16 protein-coding genes are annotated in these 17225 nt (G+C 67.4%); 6 read left to right on the top strand and 10 right to left on the bottom strand.

Annotation, left to right across the window (positions count from 1 at the left end; all coding sequences use genetic code 11):
* Nucleotides 1-7: 7 nt before the first annotated feature.
* The 7 genes from D3H54_RS17890 to D3H54_RS17860 all read right to left on the bottom strand — a co-directional run bounded on the left by D3H54_RS17890 (nucleotide 8) and on the right by D3H54_RS17860 (nucleotide 9780).
* Nucleotides 8-319 carry an STAS domain-containing protein gene (locus tag D3H54_RS17890; RefSeq protein ID WP_149380185.1) on the bottom strand — a complete coding sequence of 104 codons (312 nt, stop codon included), beginning with the start codon at nucleotides 317-319 and terminating at the stop codon, nucleotides 8-10.
* A complete protein-coding gene (locus D3H54_RS17885; RefSeq protein ID WP_149380184.1) occupies nucleotides 316-4440 on the bottom strand; it encodes a SpoIIE family protein phosphatase in 4125 nt (1374 codons plus the stop codon). The genes D3H54_RS17890 and D3H54_RS17885 overlap by 4 nt, the downstream gene beginning before the upstream one ends.
* A gap of 113 nt (nucleotides 4441-4553) precedes the next feature.
* Nucleotides 4554-5105 carry a GNAT family N-acetyltransferase gene (locus D3H54_RS17880; protein WP_432246596.1) on the bottom strand — a complete coding sequence of 184 codons (552 nt, stop codon included), beginning with the start codon at nucleotides 5103-5105 and terminating at the stop codon, nucleotides 4554-4556.
* Between the two features lie 260 nt (nucleotides 5106-5365).
* Nucleotides 5366-6622 carry an MgtC/SapB family protein gene (locus D3H54_RS17875; protein ID WP_149380183.1) on the bottom strand — a complete coding sequence of 419 codons (1257 nt, stop codon included), beginning with the start codon at nucleotides 6620-6622 and terminating at the stop codon, nucleotides 5366-5368.
* Between the two features lie 35 nt (nucleotides 6623-6657).
* Nucleotides 6658-6912, bottom strand: a complete 255-nt coding sequence (locus tag D3H54_RS17870; protein ID WP_149380182.1) for a hypothetical protein — start codon at nucleotides 6910-6912, stop codon at nucleotides 6658-6660.
* 22 nt (nucleotides 6913-6934) lie between these two features.
* Nucleotides 6935-7450, bottom strand: a complete 516-nt coding sequence (locus D3H54_RS17865; RefSeq protein WP_286199293.1) for an SRPBCC family protein — start codon at nucleotides 7448-7450, stop codon at nucleotides 6935-6937.
* 41 nt (nucleotides 7451-7491) lie between these two features.
* On the bottom strand, nucleotides 7492-9780 hold the full coding sequence (locus D3H54_RS17860) for a heavy metal translocating P-type ATPase (RefSeq protein WP_286199292.1): 2289 nt from the start codon (nucleotides 9778-9780) through the stop codon (nucleotides 7492-7494).
* Nucleotides 9781-10052: 272 nt separating this feature from the next.
* Here D3H54_RS17860 and D3H54_RS17855 point away from each other — a divergent pair, with 272 nt between their 5' ends.
* Genes D3H54_RS17855 through D3H54_RS31825 form a run of 3 tightly spaced genes read left to right on the top strand, consistent with a single transcriptional unit; the run spans nucleotide 10053 to nucleotide 11961 of the window.
* Nucleotides 10053-10724, top strand: coding sequence for a response regulator transcription factor (locus D3H54_RS17855; protein WP_149383605.1), 672 nt, complete (start codon nucleotides 10053-10055; stop codon nucleotides 10722-10724).
* A gap of 23 nt (nucleotides 10725-10747) precedes the next feature.
* Complete coding sequence (locus D3H54_RS17850; RefSeq protein WP_286198915.1) at nucleotides 10748-11704, top strand: histidine kinase dimerization/phospho-acceptor domain-containing protein; 957 nt, start codon at nucleotides 10748-10750, stop codon at nucleotides 11702-11704.
* Nucleotides 11686-11961 carry a sensor histidine kinase gene (locus D3H54_RS31825; RefSeq protein ID WP_286198914.1) on the top strand — a complete coding sequence of 92 codons (276 nt, stop codon included), beginning with the start codon at nucleotides 11686-11688 and terminating at the stop codon, nucleotides 11959-11961. Before D3H54_RS17850 ends, D3H54_RS31825 begins: the two co-directional genes overlap by 19 nt.
* Here the strand turns inward: D3H54_RS31825 and D3H54_RS17845 are convergent.
* Complete coding sequence (locus D3H54_RS17845; protein ID WP_149380179.1) at nucleotides 11958-12974, bottom strand: FkbM family methyltransferase; 1017 nt, start codon at nucleotides 12972-12974, stop codon at nucleotides 11958-11960. The two genes, D3H54_RS31825 and D3H54_RS17845, sit on opposite strands and share 4 nt — an antisense overlap.
* A gap of 251 nt (nucleotides 12975-13225) precedes the next feature.
* Between D3H54_RS17845 and D3H54_RS17840 the strand changes: the two genes are divergently transcribed.
* Together D3H54_RS17840 and D3H54_RS17835 are read left to right on the top strand one after the other, a co-directional pair.
* Complete coding sequence (locus tag D3H54_RS17840; RefSeq protein ID WP_286198913.1) at nucleotides 13226-14218, top strand: FAD:protein FMN transferase; 993 nt, start codon at nucleotides 13226-13228, stop codon at nucleotides 14216-14218.
* Nucleotides 14215-14454, top strand: a complete 240-nt coding sequence (locus D3H54_RS17835; RefSeq protein ID WP_149380178.1) for a ferredoxin — start codon at nucleotides 14215-14217, stop codon at nucleotides 14452-14454. Before D3H54_RS17840 ends, D3H54_RS17835 begins: the two co-directional genes overlap by 4 nt.
* 6 nt (nucleotides 14455-14460) lie before the next feature.
* Here the strand turns inward: D3H54_RS17835 and D3H54_RS17830 are convergent, their stop codons facing one another.
* Nucleotides 14461-15216 carry a response regulator gene (locus tag D3H54_RS17830; protein WP_432246338.1) on the bottom strand — a complete coding sequence of 252 codons (756 nt, stop codon included), beginning with the start codon at nucleotides 15214-15216 and terminating at the stop codon, nucleotides 14461-14463.
* A 137-nt stretch (nucleotides 15217-15353) separates the two neighbouring features.
* Between D3H54_RS17830 and D3H54_RS17825 the strand changes: the two genes are divergently transcribed.
* The gene (locus D3H54_RS17825) at nucleotides 15354-15623 is read left to right on the top strand and encodes an SHOCT domain-containing protein (protein ID WP_149380176.1); all 270 of its coding nucleotides are present in this window, start codon (nucleotides 15354-15356) and stop codon (nucleotides 15621-15623) included.
* Nucleotides 15624-15683: 60 nt separating this feature from the next.
* Here D3H54_RS17825 and D3H54_RS17820 read toward each other — a convergent pair whose 3' ends face one another.
* Nucleotides 15684-17141 carry a bifunctional aminoglycoside phosphotransferase/ATP-binding protein gene (locus D3H54_RS17820; protein WP_149380175.1) on the bottom strand — a complete coding sequence of 486 codons (1458 nt, stop codon included), beginning with the start codon at nucleotides 17139-17141 and terminating at the stop codon, nucleotides 15684-15686.
* Nucleotides 17142-17225 lie beyond the last annotated feature (84 nt).

The following is a 17225-nucleotide window of genomic DNA, read 5'->3' as shown; positions in this document are numbered from 1 at the left end:
GCCGGCGTCAGTCGTCGGGTTCGGCTGCGGGCCGGATCTTGGTGAGTTCGGCCAGGCCGCTCACCGTCAGCACCCGCATCAGCACCGGATTGGCGATGATCTCCAGCGATTCAGCGTGGGGGACAAGGGCATTGATCGCGGCACTGTCCAGGTAGTCCACCGCACTCAGATCCACGTTCAGGGCGCTGCCGCCGTTGACCGCCGCAGTGAGCGCCTCGGCGAAGTCGGCCACGTTGCTGGCGTCGATCTCGCCGGCCGCCCGCAGCACGTTCCGGCCGTCTGCGGCCGTTTCGACTGTAACGGTCAGCGGGGTGCTCATCGGCGGATCCTCGTCGACAGGCGGACAACGGTGCCGGTGGCGTCAGGGAGGATCGAGACATCCTCCATCAACGCTTCCATGATCTGGATGCCACGGCCGCGGTGGGTGTAGCCGGACTCCTTCGGTTTCCAGGAGCCGGCGTCGGTGATGGTCAGGCGCAACAGATCGACGTCGGACGCGGCCTGCAAGGTGATCGTGCCGCCGTTGCCGTTGCGGTATCCGTGCTCGATGGCGTTGGTGACAGCCTCTCCGGCGGCGACGAGCACGTCCTGCGCCTGGTCGTGATCGATGCCCGCCGAGGTCAACCAGTCACGCAGGGCGGCGCGGGCCGGCGCCAAGTGCAGCGGATCGGCCGGGATCGTTACTTCCAGAGGTTTGGGATGTCGGTAGATCAGCAAGGCGACGTCATCCTGGTATCCGCCTGGCGGCGCCAGGCTCGTCATTATCTGGTCGGCCAACGGGTCGAGGTCGAGGGCGCTGTCGTCACGAATGACGTTGGTGGCCTCCCTAATTCCGTCGTCGAGCGAGCGCCGCCTGCGCTCGACGAGGCCGTCGGTGTACAGCAGCAGGGTGGCCTGCGGGGGCAGGGTCACCTCGGTCTGGGGACGTTCCCGGTCGGGCCGGATACCCAGCGCGATGGAGTGGCCGCCTTCGAGCAGGGTGGTGGTGCCGTCCGGGCACACCAGGATCGGCGGGGGATGGCCCGCGCTGGAGTACACCAGCGCTCCCGTGGCGGGATTCAGGATGGCGCAGAAGGTGGTGGTGGACTGAGCGCCGGGCAGCCGGGCGGCGAAACGGTCCAGCCCGGCCAATGCCGCTGCTGGGCTTGATCTTTCGAGCAGCAGCGCGCGACAGGCGCTGCGCAGCTGTCCCATGACGGTTGCCGCCGTCAAATCGTGGCCTACGCAATCGCCGACGACGAGGGCGATCCGGCCGTCGTCAAGTGCGATCACGTCGTACCAGTCGCCGCCCACCTGCAACGGATGCGATGCCGGCTGATACCGCACCGCGAACCCGGCAGGTAGATCGTCCGGGCCGAGGATCGAATGTTGCAGTGCCAGTGCGGTTTCCCGCTGCTGATCAACCTGGTGGACGCGCTGTAAACCCTGGCCGAGACGGCCCGCGAGCACGGTCAGCAACGTCATGTCTTCGGGGGTGAACGGTCGTTCCGCGGGCAGTTCGATCCAGATGACCAGGGTGCCGCGCGGATGTTGCAACGCAATGGCTGCCGACCCGGCGATGCTGGTGTCGGGCGTGAGCAGATTTCCGCTGCTGCCGAGTTCGGCGATGTGCTCGCGCACGTCCGGCGCCAGCGCGGCCCACTGAGCCTCATCGGCATCTCCGGCGAACTCGGGGTGTTCCGATCCCGGCCCGGTCGCACCGCCACCCGGGAAGATCGCCGCCAGCACCCGGCGGGCCGACCAGAGTCCGCGCACCTGCTCCAACGCCCCATGTAGCGCGTCATCGACCGCATCCGCTTGTGCCAGTTGTTGATTCAGTGTGGCAAGGGCGGTCTGACGCTGCACACTGTAGTGCTCGGCGGTGACGTCTCGGAACGTGCCGACCATCACGCTGCGGCCCGTCGCCGGATCCTGGGCGTGGGCGATGTTGGCGGTGATCCACACCCGGTGCCCGTCCCGGTGATTCACCGGCACGGTGTAGCTGCCGTGCGGTTGATCCGCGATGGCGGCGAACGCATCGACGATCTGCGCATTGGCCTCGGGTTGGGTTACGGCGTCCGGCCACCACGGATGGACCGGGTCGTAGGGCAGGTCTTCGGGGCCGAAGCCGAGGATGTCGGTGAATGCCTTGTTCATCTCGATCACCGCACCGACTTCGTCGCAGACGAAGAACGCCTCCTGCAGCGACTCGACCAGTGCGGTTCGCCACCGGAGGTGATGGCTGCGAAGCCGGGCAAGTTCGATGTTCGCCCGTACTCGGGCCAACAGCTCCGCGGCGACGAACGGCTTCACCAGGTAGTCGTCGGCGCCGGCCTGCAGACCTTCGATCGACGCCTCCTGGCCGGCGCGCGCCGACAGCAGCAGCACGGGCACCGCCACGGTGCGCGGATCGTTGCGCAGGGCGGCGACCAGGGCCAGGCCGTCCAGCCGGGGCATCATCACGTCGCTGACCACCAGGTCCGGGGGATCGGCTCGGATGCGGCTCAGGGCCTGTTGGCCGTCGGCGACCTCGTCGACCTGATACCCCACGCCGCGCAGCAGCCGGACCAGGTACTCGCGCATATCGGCGTTGTCGTCGGCCACCAGCACACGGCTGGGCGAGTCGACGGTGGGCGGCGGGTTGGGCACGGCAGCCAGGTCACCGGTGCCGCTGTCGGGCAGCCAGCGCAACGCCTCCTGCACGTACGGTTCGGCGATGTTCGACGACCGGCTGGTACCCGCCGGGCTGAGCGCATCGGGGGGCAGGTGCCCGGCTCCGATCGGCAGCCGGATGGTGAAGGTCGTGCCGGAGTCCTCGACGCTGTCGGCGGTGATCGTGCCGCCGTGCAGGCTGACGAGTTCTTTCACCAGGGCCAGGCCGATGCCGCTGCCCTCGGTGGACCGCGCGCGGGCGCTCTCGATCCGGTGGAACCGCTCGAACAGGCGCGGCATCTCGGCGGCGGACACGCCGATGCCGGTGTCGGCGACCGTCACCACCGCCTCGTCCCCGTCGCGGGTGACCCGGACCGTGATCGACCCGGAGAAGGTGTACTTCAGCGCGTTGGACAGCAGGTTGAGGATGACCTTTTCCCACATGTCGCGATCCAGGTACACCGGCTGATCGAGCGGAGGGCACTCGACGATCAGCTGGAGATCGGCGCGATCGATGGCTGAACGGAACACGCTGGCAAGCTCGGCGGTCACCTGGGCCAGGTCGGCCGGCTCGTAATGGGCCTGGACCCGGTTGGCCTCGATCCGGGAGAAGTCCAGCAGCGTGTTGACCAGCTTGGCCAGGCGCAGCGCGTTGCGCTGGATCACGTCGAGTTCCTGCTGAGCACGTTCATCGAGATCGGGGTGGGCACGCAGCTCGGCCACCGGACCCAGGATCAGGGTGATCGGGGTGCGGAACTCATGGCTGATGTTGGAGAAGAACGTCGTCTTGGCGCGGTCCAGCTCGGCCAGCTCATCGGCTCGGCGCTGTTGCTCGCTGTAACTGCGGGCGCTGGAGACGCCGGTGGCGATGTGCCCGGCCACCAGGTCGATGAACCCGCGGTACTCGTCATCGAGGGGCCGGTACCGGTTGAGTGCCGCGACCAGGAAGCCGGACGGTGCGCCGCCCTGCGCCAGCAGTGGCGTCACCAGTGCTTGGCTCGGTGGTTTCGGCCATTCACCGGTGGGCAGATCGGTGAACGGTGGACGGTCCAGGTCAACGACCACCGATTCGCCGCGCGCGGGTTCGTCGACAGGCCAGATTCCCGAATCGCCCCTGCGGATCGCCGCCGGCACGGCGGGGTGTTCGGTGGCGATTCCGCTGACTCCGGCGAGGCGTGCAGTGCCGTCGTCATCGAACAGATAGGTCAGAGTGAACGGCAGATCGAGAGTGTTGCGATCGAGCTGACGAGCCGCGAACGACAACATCTCCGACTCGGTGCGCACCACGGACGGGTCCGAACCGAGATGGCGCAACGTCGCCATCCGCCGTTCACCGATCACTCGGTCGGTGTCTTCGCTGACCACGCACAACATGCCGACGACCTGTCCCGCGTCGTCGCGCAGGGGGCTGTAGGAGAACGTGTGGTAGGTCTCCTCCGGGTACCCGGACCGCTCGAGGAACAGCATCAGAGCCTCGTCCCAGGTGGCTTCGCCGGTCGCCAACACCCGGTCGATGCGCGGCCCGACGTCGTCCCAGATTTCGGTCCAGACCTCGCTGGCGGGCCGCCCCAGTGCCCACGGATATTTGCGGCCGAGTGTGTCTCGACGGTAGGCGTCGTTGCAGAAGAACGTCAGATCGGGACCCCAGGCCATCCACATGGAGAAGCGGGAGGACAGCACGATGCTGACGGCGGTCCGCAGGCTCTGCGGCCAGTCGGCGGACGGTCCTAGCGGGGTCGACGCCCAATCGACTTTGGCCAGATCATCACCGACACGGTCGTCGGGGCCGGAAGCTGATCCAACGTCCACCAAACGTCCTTTCGGCTAGATCCGGCCTGGTGTGATCAGCCAACAGGTTCACCTTACGGCCCCGTTGCTAAACCAGCGGGATAGTCGAACAAGCCCAACTCCGTGGCGCGAGATTACAACGGGCGCACCATGACGTAGTCCTGTTCGGTGTGTGTCCCCATCGGGAATGTCTTGGTTCCGGCGACGACGAACCCGTGCTTGCCATAGAACCGTTGCGCGCGATTGTTTCGCTGGTTCACGCCCAGCCAGACGCACCGGGCCCCGCCGGCGGCCGCGCGCTTCACCGCGGCGCCCATCAGCGCCGCAGCGACTCCCGACCCGTGGCTGTCGGCCAGCACATAGAGCTTGGACAGCTCGACTGCGGGCCGCGGGGTGACCGACCGCGTGACGTCGGGATCGGTACCGACCCCGTCGATCAGCATGGCGTAGCCGACCATTCGGCCGCCGGCTCGGGCGGCGAGCACGGTGCGCGACGGGTCCGCCACGTATGAGCTGAACCGCCCGCGCGACAGGTGGGTGGCGATGAAGGCCGTGATGTCGCCGGGCGGCGAGGTGGATGGGCACGCGAGCGGAAAGGTGGCGGCCGCGAGTTCGGCGAGTTCGACGGCGTCGGCTTCGACGGCATCGGATATCTCGACGGCCTCAAAACCTTTGGGAGAGTTCAGGTTCACAGCGGTGTGTCACCGAGACGCCCGACCGCGGCGTTCAGTTTCAATGCGGCAGACAGTAGAGAACGCACGAACTCCTCCTCGCCCCAACGGAATGATGACACCCCAATCGTGCCTGAGAGGTCGCCGGTACGGCAGCGGGCTCGATCGGCGGGCGGCACCACCAGATTTCCCGAGGCGGGCGTAGCGTCAGTGACGCGACGGGTGAAAGAGAGCAGCGTCGACTTGGCCGGTCCCGCCGACTGGTTGTCGAGAGCTCAGCCGGCGCTGATTGCCGCGGCCAGCGCCGCACCGAACACCACCGTCGGGCCGGCCATTCCGGCGACGAAGCCGAGCCCGAAGCGGCGCCCCCCTGCGGTGAACGCCAGCACAATTTTCACGAGCAGGTTGGACCCGAGCGCGGCGGCGATCGCGATCAATGCGGTGTCGACGCTGATGTCGCCTTTGGCGGCCAGGCTTGCCGCCGCGACCGAACCGGCATGCGCGTCGGCGAGCCCGGCTGCGAACGCAGCAAGCACCGCGCCTTGTGGCCCCAACACGTCGGCGCCCCAGCGTCCGACGAGCAGGGCGAGGGTCAGGACCGCGGCCAGGATGAGAGCGGGGCGCAGCGCGAATGGCCGGGCGGCCGGCGTGGACCCGGCGTCCTGGGTGGGCTCCGTGGCCCGGCGGCGGTCCTGTGCGGCGCTTCGGTACACCATTAGCGCCACGCCGACGAGGACGACGGCGCCGGCGGCGACGGGAAGCCAGAGCCTGCGCAGCACGTCGATGTCGACCAGGCCGATCACCAGGAGAAGTTGGGCAAAGGTGGCACCGCTGGCCAGCAGTGCGCCGGCCAGCGGTGCGCGTAATCCGGCATCGGTGCGGCTGGCCCGGCCCATGGACGCCGTGGTCGCACTTGCCGACACGAACCCGCCGGCCAAGCCGGTGACAAGCAGGCCGCGCTGGGGGCCCAGCGCGCGAACACCGATGTAGCCCACCCAGCCGATGCCGGTCAGCAGCACGACCAGCAGCCACACCTTCGACGGGTTGAGGACCCCGTAGGGCCCGATCTGGCGGTCCGGCAGCATGGGCAGGATCACGAAGGCGACCACGAAGAACTTGATCGCGTCCTCGAGTTCGATCTCGCTGACGATTTCACGGGCGAACCGATGGATCCGGGTTTTCGACACCAGCAGCAGCGTCACGATCACCGCGAGCGCGACGGCCAGTGCCGGCCGGGTGTAGGCGAGGGCACCGAGCAGATACGCCACAAACGCGGCAATTTCGGTGGTGGTACCGGGATCGTCCTGGCTGGTGCGGAGATAGGCAAGGGTGAAAAGCGCTGCAACGCAGACCATCCCGGCTATGACAGCCCATGCGTTGAAGCTCGCCGCGACCGCGCCGGCAAGCGACAGCAGCGCGAACGAGCGGGACCCGGCCGGCAGCCGGCGGCTGTGGCTACGTTCACGCTCGAAGCCGAGCAACATTCCGATCGCCAACGCCACCAGAAACGGCTCCAGTTGCTGCAAGTTCACAGCTTCGGCCCCCGCGTCACAGTCACGGCGCCATCCTATGGCGAGGGTTCACTGCCCTGAATGCTCCGCTGCTGCTCTTGGTCTTTCGCGCCCCACCCCGCATACCCCAGTGCCACCGCCAGCGCGGTGTATATCGCCGCTTCTGACCACATGAAGCCCACACCCCAGCGTCGTCCGAGGAAGACGGGCTCGTTGATGATTCCGCGGGAGGTCGCCACCGCATATGCGGCGTGGGCGTAGCCCAAAGCGGCGAACGATCCCGAAAAAAACTTGCACGCTTCGCGATTCATGGTCGGTTCCTATCCTCGAGCGCTATTCCTGTGCGGCCGGGTGCAGCCGCTGGAGTATCAACGGAAATTCGGTACGCACATGCTGGTCCATCGCCGCGGCGAAGTCCGGCGACAGATACATCCTCAGAAGCGGGTCGAGCAGGCGGCCCGGTCCCGTCCACCCGGCCGTGATCGTGTGGCGAACATCCACACCGCCATTGCGATCGGTGACCTCGATCGTCAGCCACGCCGGCAGTCGGATGCCTTTCTTCATCTGCCACACGATCTTTCGGCCGGGTTCGGTCGCGACGACCACCGCCGTCATTCGGAGGCGACGCTTGCCGATGAACTCGTCCATGAAGACCTCATCGCCCACGTGGCCGGCTCGTCCCGCGGTGGCGGGGTGTAGATGCAGGTGCACTCCGGGCCACCACTTCTGGTACGCCGCATCGCTCCAGTCGGACAGGAATCCGGTGACCTCGGTTGCGGTCAACCCCGGAACGGTTACTTCGGATCGGATTGTCAACACCGTAGGACCTCCCGCAATATCACGTTCCATCAACGCTATTGCCGCTGCCGTGACGACGTGAGGGTCCAACGTCATCGAGTTGGTGGTATCTGGTCCGCTGTCCGCTTCGTCCCGTGGTCCTCAGCGTCGGTGAGGGTGAAGTAGTTCTCTTCCTCTTGCAGGAAGTGCAGACGCAGCAACGCGTGCAGGCCGTACAGGCAGGCGCGAAGGTCGTCGAGCTGATCGAACTGGACGGCTCCGGCGTTTCGGCCCAACTCGAGGTGGTTGCCGATCCGGTCGGTCAGTCGATGAATCTCGGCATGGGTCCTGCTCATGGTGGCGGTGGCTTCGGCGCTGCCCAGGGGTGCGGCCAGTGCCGGATAGAGGTCGTTCTGTTCGGCATCCTCGTGGGGCAGTAACTGCTCGGTGAGGAACCGGTAGGCACGGTCGAGCGCGTCGATGGTCGACTCGTCGTCGTGGCTGTCGAGTTGGGAGGCGACGTCACGAAGCTGGGAGAGTGCGTCGCGCAGGATGTCGTGTTCGGCGGCGAATCGCAGCAACAGGGCTTCGGTCTCGTGCGGCAGCGCAATCCCCACCGCGGGATTACCGCGAAGTGCGCGTAGCGCATTCAGGATCACGGCGACATCGATGCCCTCCTGCAGGAGCGCTCCCGCCGCGGGCGGCAGCCAACCGAATGCCGCGACACCCATCGCCAGCAACGACAGTGCCATTCCGACGACCGCGCTCTGCACTGCGATGTGCCGTGACCACCGGGCGATGTCCATCGCGTCGGCCAGGCGGTCCAGCCGATCCGTTGTCAACACGATATCGGCGGCCTCCGATGACGCGGTGGCGCCGCGTGCACCGATCGCGACACCGACTGTGGCCGCGGCCAGGGCGGGGGCGTCGTTGACGCCGTCACCCACCATGACCGTCACCGCGTCCTCCCGTTCGGCGCGTACGGCGGCCACCTTGTCCGCCGGGCTCTGATCGGCGTACACCTCGTCCAAACCGAGGACGGTGCCCACCTCCCGCGCCGGCGCGGCCCGGTCGCCGGTCAGCATGACCAGTCGGGTGAAGCCCGCCGCGCGCAGCCGGCGCATGGTTCGGGGTGCGCTGCGGCGCAAGGGATCTCGCAGCAGCACCGCGCCGATCACATGCTCGTCGACCGCCACCCAGGCGATGGCCGCGGTGTCCAGGCTCGCACGATTGACCGCCGCGCGCGCCCACCCCGCCTCCGGAACAGCGGTGGAGAGCTTGCCGACGGAGACCTGTGCACCATCGACCGTGGCGGCGACGCCGCGCCCCGGTTCCTCGATCATGTTGACAGGCAACGACAGCGGTATTCCCTGCGCGAGTGCTTCGGTGACGATCGCCTCGGCCAGCACGTGGGGAGACATCTGGTCGACGGACGCGGCGAGGCGCAGGACCTCGCGGCGATCGTAGCTGGGCGCTGGCAGAACCTCGACGACGACGGGACGGCCTGCAGTGAGCGTGCCGGTCTTGTCCATCACCAATGTCTTTGCATGTCCGAGGTTCTCGAGCGCACCGCCGCTGCGGACGACGACACCGTGGCGGGATGCGCGCGACAAGCCGGACACAATCGCCACCGGTGCGGCCAGCAGCAGTGGGCACGGGGTTGCCACCACCAGCACCGCCACTGCCCGCACCCATGATCCGGCGGCCAGGCCCGCGGCGGCCGCCACCACCAGTGCTACCGGGAGAAAGGCTGCCGCATAGCGGTCGGCGAGCCGGACGATGGGTGCGCTTTCGGAGCCGGCCTGCTCGGCCAGTCGCACGATGCCGGCGTACGTGCTGTTCGCGGCGGTGGCCGTCGCGCGGATGTCAAAGGCCGTGGCGGCATTCACCACACCGCTGCGGACCGGTTCGCCGATCGCGCGTTCGACTTGCAGGGGCTCTCCGGTCAGGACCGATTCATCGAGAATCGCGTCGGTGCCCTCGATCCGGCCATCCACGGGCACCACCTCGCCGGGACCGACCACCAGCACGTCACCGATCGCCACGTCCGCCAAGGGGACGACGGTGACAGTGTCGCCGGACTTGCGTCGCGCAAAGCGTGGCGCATGCTCGAGTAGTGCTCGCAGATCTTTCGATGCGCGACGCTGCGCGGCGGCATCCAGAAAGCGTCCCGTCGACAGCATTACCGCGATCAAGGCGCCGGCCACATACTCGCCCACCCACAGCGTGCCGACCAGTGAGAGAACCGCCAGCAGATCAACCCCGGCTCGGCCCCGGTACAGCGACAGGACAACCCAGGCCAGCGCGGGCACCACAGCGGACAGCGTGCCGGCGACCCAGATGCCGTCGGCGACCGCATGCCGGCCGGTGAGCCAGGCCACGCCGCCCAGGAGCAGCGCCATCACGGTGACCGCCAACAGAACCGGCTCGAGCAGTGGCCGGATCCGCAGCCACAACGATCGCTCTGCGCTGTCGGGACCGCTCACGGCCCGGCCCCGCATCGTCCGCGAACGGGCACGGAATTTCGGATCACACGCCCTCCTCGACCTTCTCCCGTCATCCTCATGACATCCGGATCCTGCGTTAAGAGGACAAGGTCACCTTCTTTGAGCGCTGAAAGAAAGTGTGTTCGGCGGCGACGAGTCGTGTTGCGTGGCACGCTCGCTGAGTGCCCATGCCGAGCGTCGCCCCCGCGGTTCTGGTCGTCGAGGACGATCATGCGCTCAGCGCGATGCTGGCGGCGCTCCTGGCCGAGGAGGGGTACCGCGTCGACACCGCATACGACGGACAGCAAGGGCTGCACCGGGGGCTGACGGGGGATTACGACGCCTTGATCGTGGATCGTGGATTGCCGGTGATGGACGGCGCGGACCTGATCGCGCTGCTCAGGTCGAAGGGGATCGCGACACCTGCCCTGATCTTGACGGCGCGTGGAGCGGTGGACGATCGGGTGGAAGGCCTCGACGCCGGCGCGCAGGACTATCTGGTGAAGCCCTTCGAAGTTCCCGAGCTGCTGGCCCGGGTGCGCGCGCTGCTGCGGCGAATCGACAACTCCGCCACCGTCGTCGGTGCCGGCGGCCTGCGACTGGACCGGATGACCCGACGGGTTTCCGGGCCGAGCATCGACGGCGAGGTCGAATTGTCCGAGCGGGAAGCCTCACTGCTGGCGACGCTGATGTCCGCGCCCAAACGGGTGTACAGCCGGGCGCAGTTGCTCGACTTGGTGTTCGAAGGCGTCGAGTCCGGCGGAGCGGTGGATCTCTACGTCCACTATCTGCGGCGCAAGCTCGGCAAGCAGGTGATCCGCACGGTGCACGGGTCCGGCTATCGATTCGGGTTCGAATGACCCCGGCGGGTGATCTCGCTGTGGTGAGGCGGGCGGGGCGCATCGCGGCCATTCAGGCGTCGGTTGCCCTTGCCCTGGTGCTGCTGGTCGTGGGCGGGGTGGTGTTCATGGTCTATGTGCGCGCGCAGAACCGTCAGATCGACGCCGAGTTGCGGACATTGGCGATGTCGGCTGACGACGCCGGCGACCCGCCGCCCGACATGGAACTCGCGTTGCGCGAGAACGACGGTGAGGTGTCGGCCAGCGATGGCGGGCAGCCCGGCGTGGCGCTGCTGGCCGGGCCTGCGGGCTTCGGCGACCTTCGCGCTGAGGGGCGCCATTACCGAACGTTCGTCGTGGACCGGCCTGAGGGGCGGGTGGTGGCGATGATGGACCTGGCCCCCTACCACGCGGGCCGCAACCGCCTGCTGATGTCGGTGGCGTTCGCCGAACTGGCCGGCATCCTGGCATCGATCGCCGTGGTGGTGCTGTTCACCCGCCGCTCGGTGCGTCCGTTGGCCCAGGCGTTGGCCCTGCAGCGCAGATTCGTCGCGGACGCATCGCACGAACTGCGAGCGCCGTTGACGGTGTTGCACACCCGTGCCCAGATGCTGGCCCAGCGGGCCGGGACCGCGGACGCCCAGGTGATCCGCGCCGACGCCGACGCACTGGTCGCCGACACCCGGGCGCTCAGCGACATCGTCGACGATCTCCTGGCTTCGGCGACGATGACGGCCGGCGAGACGCCCCGCGACCGGGTGGACCTGGCTTCGGTGGCAGCCGACGTTCACCACAGCCTGGCACCGTACGCCGACGCGCTGGGGGTCAGCCTTCGCTACGAAAAGCCAAGCAGCACCGGCCTTTACGAGATCATCGGCTCCAGTGCCGCATTGCGCCGGGCGCTCACCGCATTGGTGGACAACGCCCTGAGTCACGAGCACTCCGGGGGGGGGAGTGGCGACCATTCGTCTCGGAGCGGGGAGTGGTCGACATTCGTCTGAGCCGGGACGGCCCGATGATCAAGGCTGAGGTCGCCGACGACGGTGTCGGCATCGAAGCCGACGCGATGGCCACGCTGTTCACCCGGTTCGCGCGCGGCACCGAGCACACCACCCGCACACATCGGCCGTCGTACGGGATCGGATTGGCGCTGGTGCGCGAGATCGCCCATGCCCACGGCGGGGAGGTGAGCGTCGAGTCGATCTCGGGCGAGGGCGCGACCTTCACGCTGACTCTTCCGGCCGCCCCCGTGGGCTAGTGGGGTGCGCGCGCGTCGATCGCCAGCCGCTCACCGTCGTGGCGAGACAGAACCAGGTCCAGCCGCGAGACCCGGGCGGTGAGCGGATCGCGCAGCCGAATCGCATCGCGTACGTCGTTGGGCCACAGGTATCGCCACGCCGCGTAACTGTTGGTCAGCTCGTACACGTTGAAACCGGCCTCGATGAACGGGCGCAGGACGTCCACCGGCCGGAGCTGCCGGTCGGGCCACCATCGGGGCGAGAGTTCGACGACGATCTCCGCGTCGTCCCGCAGTGTGCCGATGATGTTGCGCATCCCGGCCAGGACATCGGGTTCGGCGCCTTCCACGTCGATCTTGATCAGCCGCGCCGATGTGATCTCGCGGAACGTGAGGATTTCCTCGAGCGGCTTGGCGTCGATCGTCGACTCGGCATGCAGACCGCGCGACGCCAGGGTGGTCGACATTCCGGCGTTGTTCCGCGGACCGGCGTACACCGTCAATGTCCCCGATTTCGCGGCTGCTGCCATGTTCACCTCACGAATGCGATCGCGATGGCTGCTGACATCCACGTTCTGGCGCAGATCGTCGAACGTCGCCGGCGATGCCTCAACCGCCACGACCCCGCCGTGGTCACCCACCGGGCCGGCCGCGAGAAGCGAGTAGTAGCCGATGTTCGCTCCGACGTCGATGAAAACGTCGCCGTCGCCGAGCCGGCTCGCGATGAAGCGGGTCAAGTCCGGCTCCCACTCATCGAAAACCCAGATATAGGTGGCGATGAGATCGGGCAACCGGCACATCAGGGTCGCGTCGAAGCCGGTGCGCCCCGGCATCTTCACCGCGTGCCCCAGACGGCCATAGCCGCGCAGCAGCAGTGACAACGCCGCGAATACCGGTATGAGAAGCGCGGCCCGGAATGCCCTTTCTGCGCGTGGAACTGTCTGTTTGGGAGTGCCGAGCCGCCGTGCCGCGCTGCGCAGACCGCATGCCGTCGCGACGACCATCAGCTCCAGAGGTGACCGGCTCGATACCATGCGTTACAAATTCATGTCGCATTCTTTGAGCCCACAAAGAACATCCGGCCGGCACCGGCGACGCGAGGCGTGAAACTGCGAGGTGCCGCCAAAGACACAGATTCCCAAGCGAATTCAGGCCGGATTTGCCAGACAACTCACGCCCCACGCTCAGGTTACTGCCAGCGCCGCCGGATGCGGCGGCCGTCGCTGACAGCGGGTGCTGGGGCAATTCTTCGAGGATTCAAAAAACTGGCTGTGAACATGAGGTCATGGACTCACCCGGTTCTGCGATGCCTTGCGCTGTGGCCACGTCAGGGGCGGTGGCCGAGACGCCGGCTGCGCGCCGGGATTTGCCGACCGCGGAAAGCCATTGGCAGCGCTGGACGATGGATATGCAGATCATCGTCACGGATCAAAACGCACTTGCCGGCGCGCGGCGCGCCGTGGACGCGGAACTCGATGCCATCGACATGGCGGCCTCCCGGTTCAACCCGGATTCGGAGATCAACGCCCTCTCGCGGAGTGGCCGGCCCACGGAGATCAGTCAACTACTCGCCGAACTGCTCGGTGCCGCACTTCTGGCGGCACAGCAGACCGATGGTGACATCGACCCGACGATCGGCGCCCGGCTGATCGATCTCGGTTACGACCGCGACATCGCCGCTATGGATTCGTCTGTGCCGCTGGCGACGTCAGTCATCCAACCGGCCGACTGGTCGATGATCAGCCTTCGCGGGCGGACAGCCGCAGTGCCGCACGGGGTGGTACTAGACCTGGGGTCGACGGCCAAGGCGATCGCCGCTGATCGCTGCGCGGCACGGGCGCACCGGGTCACCGGCGCGGGCGTGTTGGTGAACCTCGGCGGTGACATCGCGACGGCCGGGGATGCTCCCGACGAGGGGTGGCAGGTGCTGGTCTGCGACGGTGACGACGAACCGGCGGCGATGGTCGCGTTGTCGCCGGGCGTGGCGATGGCGACGTCGAGCACGCTGCGCCGCCGATGGCGTCGTGGTCAGCAGGCGTTGCACCACATCGTCGATCCCCGGTCCGGGTGGCCGGCGGAGCCGGTGTGGCGCACAGTCAGCGTCGTCGCGGCCAGCTGTCTGGCGGCCAACACGGTCAGCACCGCGGCGGTGATCCGCGGCCGGCGCGCGGTCGAGTGGATCCGGACGCAGGGGCTGCCCGCTCGGCTGGTGGACAGCGACGGGATCGTGCACACGCTCGGCGGTTGGCCGGCAGAGAAGTCAGGTGGGCGAAGATGAGGGAGAACGCGACGCGAGCGACAACGCTGCGGCTGCATATCGATTGGACACGCTGCGACGGACGCGGGCTGTGCACCGAACTGCTGCCACAGCTGCTGAGCCGTGACGATTGGGGATATCCGCGCAGTCGTGACAACTCCCGGGAACCATCGGTGCCCGGGCCTGTGGTGAAGTATGCGCGCCGCGCCGTTGCCCGTTGTCCGCGGTTGGCCCTGACTCTGGTCGACGACGCCTGACGACGGTCACTGCCCGCTTCCCATCCGGTAGCCCACCCCCCGCACGGTCAATACGAACTTCGGCTCGGCGGGATTGTCGCCGAGTTTGCGCCGCAAGTGCCCGACATGGACATCGACAAGGTGGTCGTTACCCACCCACGGTTCACCCCAGACCTCGTCGATCAGGTGGCGACGGGTCCACACCACGCCGGGCCGGGAGGACAGCGCCGCCAGTATGTCGAACTCGGTGCGGGTCAACGAGATCGGCTTCGTGTCGACGAACACCTGACGACTGGCAACGTCGATCGAGAGCGGGCCGAACACCCGTGGCGGCGATTCGGTGTGCGGTTCACCGGCGGGTGCGGCAGGTGCGGTCACCGACCGGGGCCTGCGCAGCATCGCCCGGATCCTGGCGACCAGCTCTCGGGGGCTGAACGGTTTGGTCACGTAATCGTCGGCTCCGACCGACAACCCGACGATGGTGTCGACTTCGGTATCGCGGGCGGTCAGCATCACCACGTAGGCGTCGGAGAAGGTCCGCAACTGCCGGCACACTTCGAGGCCGTCGATGCCCGGCAGGCCGAGGTCGAGCACCACCACATCCGGGTCGACCTGTCGTGCCACGTCCAGAGCCTCGAGCCCGGACAGGCACACCGTCACCTCGAAATGCTCGCGTTCCAGATAACTGGCGACGACCTCGGCCAGCGGCTTCTCGTCGTCCACCACCAAGGCGCGATAACCCAGGTCAGCGTCGTGCGGAGCTGCCTGCGATCGGGAGTCCATGACCTTCATCGTGCCGTGCCATCGCGGCGGGTTGGCGTCTTGAGCCAATCTTTACCGAACCAACACCAAAAGGCGCATCGGTCCGGCGCAGCGTGGAATGCGTAACCGGAGCTGCCGAGACGAGAGGGTGGCTGGAGATGATGTTCTGGTTTGACCATGACATGAGTGGGTGGGGGTACACGGGCATGGCTGTCGGCATGGTGCTGTTCTGGGCGCTCGTCATCGCCGGAATCGTTGCGCTGGTGCGGTTCACCGCAGGTCCGTCCCAGGCGGGTCCGGGTCCGTCGTACCCGGCGTACGGCGCGTCGTCGGAACAGCTTCTGGCTGCCCGGTTCGCGCGTGGAGAGATCGACGAAGCGGAGTACCACCAGCGATTGGCGGTCCTGCATGGTAGGGAACCGCGCTGACGCTGCTCGGCGCGGTGCGGTAGCAGCGCGCGGACGCGTCCAATTGTTCTGCCAGGCACACTAAACGGCCAGCACGCAAATTTCCTTGGCCCGCGCCACCGAGTGGGCCTGCGGGCCGCTGGTGTCGACACGATGGGCGTCCGTCCAGGCGTCGTCGCCGCGATCGGCAAGGGCGACGGCGATCTCGGGCGTCGCCTGCGACGTGGTCTTCGGGCGGTCACTGACTCGGGCGACGGTGGCATCGAGCGGAGCGGTACAGACGAACTCGATCTCCACCGCGCCGCTGTCGGCGGCCATCCGCCGGGCCAGTGCGCGGTGGCGGTGATCGAGCCAGGTGCCGTCGAGCACGACGCTACGGCCCTCGCACAGCTTCAGATGGGCCTGACGCAGCACACTGCCGTAGACCGCGTCGATGTTCTCCCGGCTGTAGAGGCCTTCGTCGAGTACCCCGGGGGCACCGGCGATCTCACCACACCGAACCATCTCGGCGCGGACATCATCGGTGGACATCACCTCCGCGCCGATCTCTTTCGCCAGCGACTGGGACAAGGTGGTCTTGCCGGTACCCGGGCCGCCGCCCACCAGAATCAGCCGGACTGCCGCGGCACGCAGATGGTCGAGCGCGATCTCGAGATGACGCCGCGCGTCGTCGTCGGCATTCGCGTCCTGCTGGGCATGGCGGATGCAGTCGACCTTGGCGCGAACGACTGCCCGATAGGCAATATAGAAGTGGCACAGTGAGTCTGGCGCATCGTCGCCGGATAGCTCCATGTAGCGACGGAGAAACAGTGCAGCCAGATCCGCGCGGCCCAGGAATTCCAGATCCATCGCCAGGAACGCCGCGTCGTCGATGACGTCGACATACCGCAGGCGATCGTCGAACTCCAGGCAGTCCAGCAGTGCAGGGCCATCCTGCAGACAGAAGATGTCGTCGGCCCGCAGGTCTGCGTGACCGTCCACGATTTTGTGCTCGCCGAGACGTTGCGCGAACAGCACCGCCCGTCCGGTGATGAATTGACTTGACAGTCTGGCGATTTCGTCAACCGCATCAGGATCGATGCCGGCCTCCCCGCTGTCGGCATAGCGCTGCAGCTCGACGAGATTCTCTTGCCAGCGTGCGGCGATCGCGTCCACCCGGCCCTGGGCATCGACATCACGGCCGCGAGCAGCCGTGGCGTGGAACCGCGAGAGCACCAGTGCCACCGCCGCCAGTTGATCCTCGACCGGTTCGCCGTGACCCACCATGGTCGCCAATCGCAGCTCGTCGGGATGGCGACGCATGACGATGACCGGCTCGGGGTCGGTGCCCGGGGCGGTGAAGTGGGCGACGCCGAGGTAGCTCTCGGGTGCCAGGCGGCGGTTGAGAGCCACCTCGCTGGCGCACGCATGTTCGCGCCCCTCGAGGGTGGAGAAGTCGAGAAAGTCTGTGACGATTGGCTTCTTGATCTTGTAGGCCCGATCGCCGGCCAAGAACACCATTCCCGTGTGCGTTTCCGCGATCCGCGGGTGCCATCCCATATCGTCGATCCTGGTCTCCCAGGCCCCGTGATCACAGCGGTCCTCCGGCCACTGCGCGCGGGTGCAAGGTCCCTCCCTGCAGAG

It is taken from the genome of Mycobacterium sp. ELW1 (assembly GCF_008329905.1).
Lineage (GTDB): Bacteria > Actinomycetota > Actinomycetes > Mycobacteriales > Mycobacteriaceae > Mycobacterium.
Note: the sequence above shows the minus strand (reverse complement) of the source record. Positions and strands in the feature narration are given on the sequence as shown.

Bases quoted from the DNA above. Each gene is read 5' to 3' on its own strand.
- D3H54_RS17890 (WP_149380185.1), bottom strand. From the start codon at position 319: ATGAGCACCCCGCTGACCGTTACAGTCGAAACGGCCGCAGACGGCCGG.
- D3H54_RS17870 (WP_149380182.1), bottom strand. From the start codon at position 6,912: ATGAATCGCGAAGCGTGCAAGTTTTTTTCGGGATCGTTCGCCGCTTTG.
- D3H54_RS17865 (WP_286199293.1), bottom strand. From the start codon at position 7,450: ATGGAACGTGATATTGCGGGAGGTCCTACGGTGTTGACAATCCGATCC.
- D3H54_RS17860 (WP_286199292.1), bottom strand. From the start codon at position 9,780: ATGGCGCTGCTCCTGGGCGGCGTGGCCTGGCTCACCGGCCGGCATGCG.
- D3H54_RS17855 (WP_149383605.1), top strand. From the start codon at position 10,053: ATGCCGAGCGTCGCCCCCGCGGTTCTGGTCGTCGAGGACGATCATGCG.
- D3H54_RS17845 (WP_149380179.1), bottom strand. From the start codon at position 12,974: ATGGTATCGAGCCGGTCACCTCTGGAGCTGATGGTCGTCGCGACGGCA.
- D3H54_RS17840 (WP_286198913.1), top strand. From the start codon at position 13,226: ATGGACTCACCCGGTTCTGCGATGCCTTGCGCTGTGGCCACGTCAGGG.
- D3H54_RS17835 (WP_149380178.1), top strand. From the start codon at position 14,215: ATGAGGGAGAACGCGACGCGAGCGACAACGCTGCGGCTGCATATCGAT.
- D3H54_RS17830 (WP_432246338.1), bottom strand. From the start codon at position 15,216: ATGGACTCCCGATCGCAGGCAGCTCCGCACGACGCTGACCTGGGTTAT.
- D3H54_RS17825 (WP_149380176.1), top strand. From the start codon at position 15,354: ATGATGTTCTGGTTTGACCATGACATGAGTGGGTGGGGGTACACGGGC.
- D3H54_RS17820 (WP_149380175.1), bottom strand. From the start codon at position 17,141: ATGGGATGGCACCCGCGGATCGCGGAAACGCACACGGGAATGGTGTTC.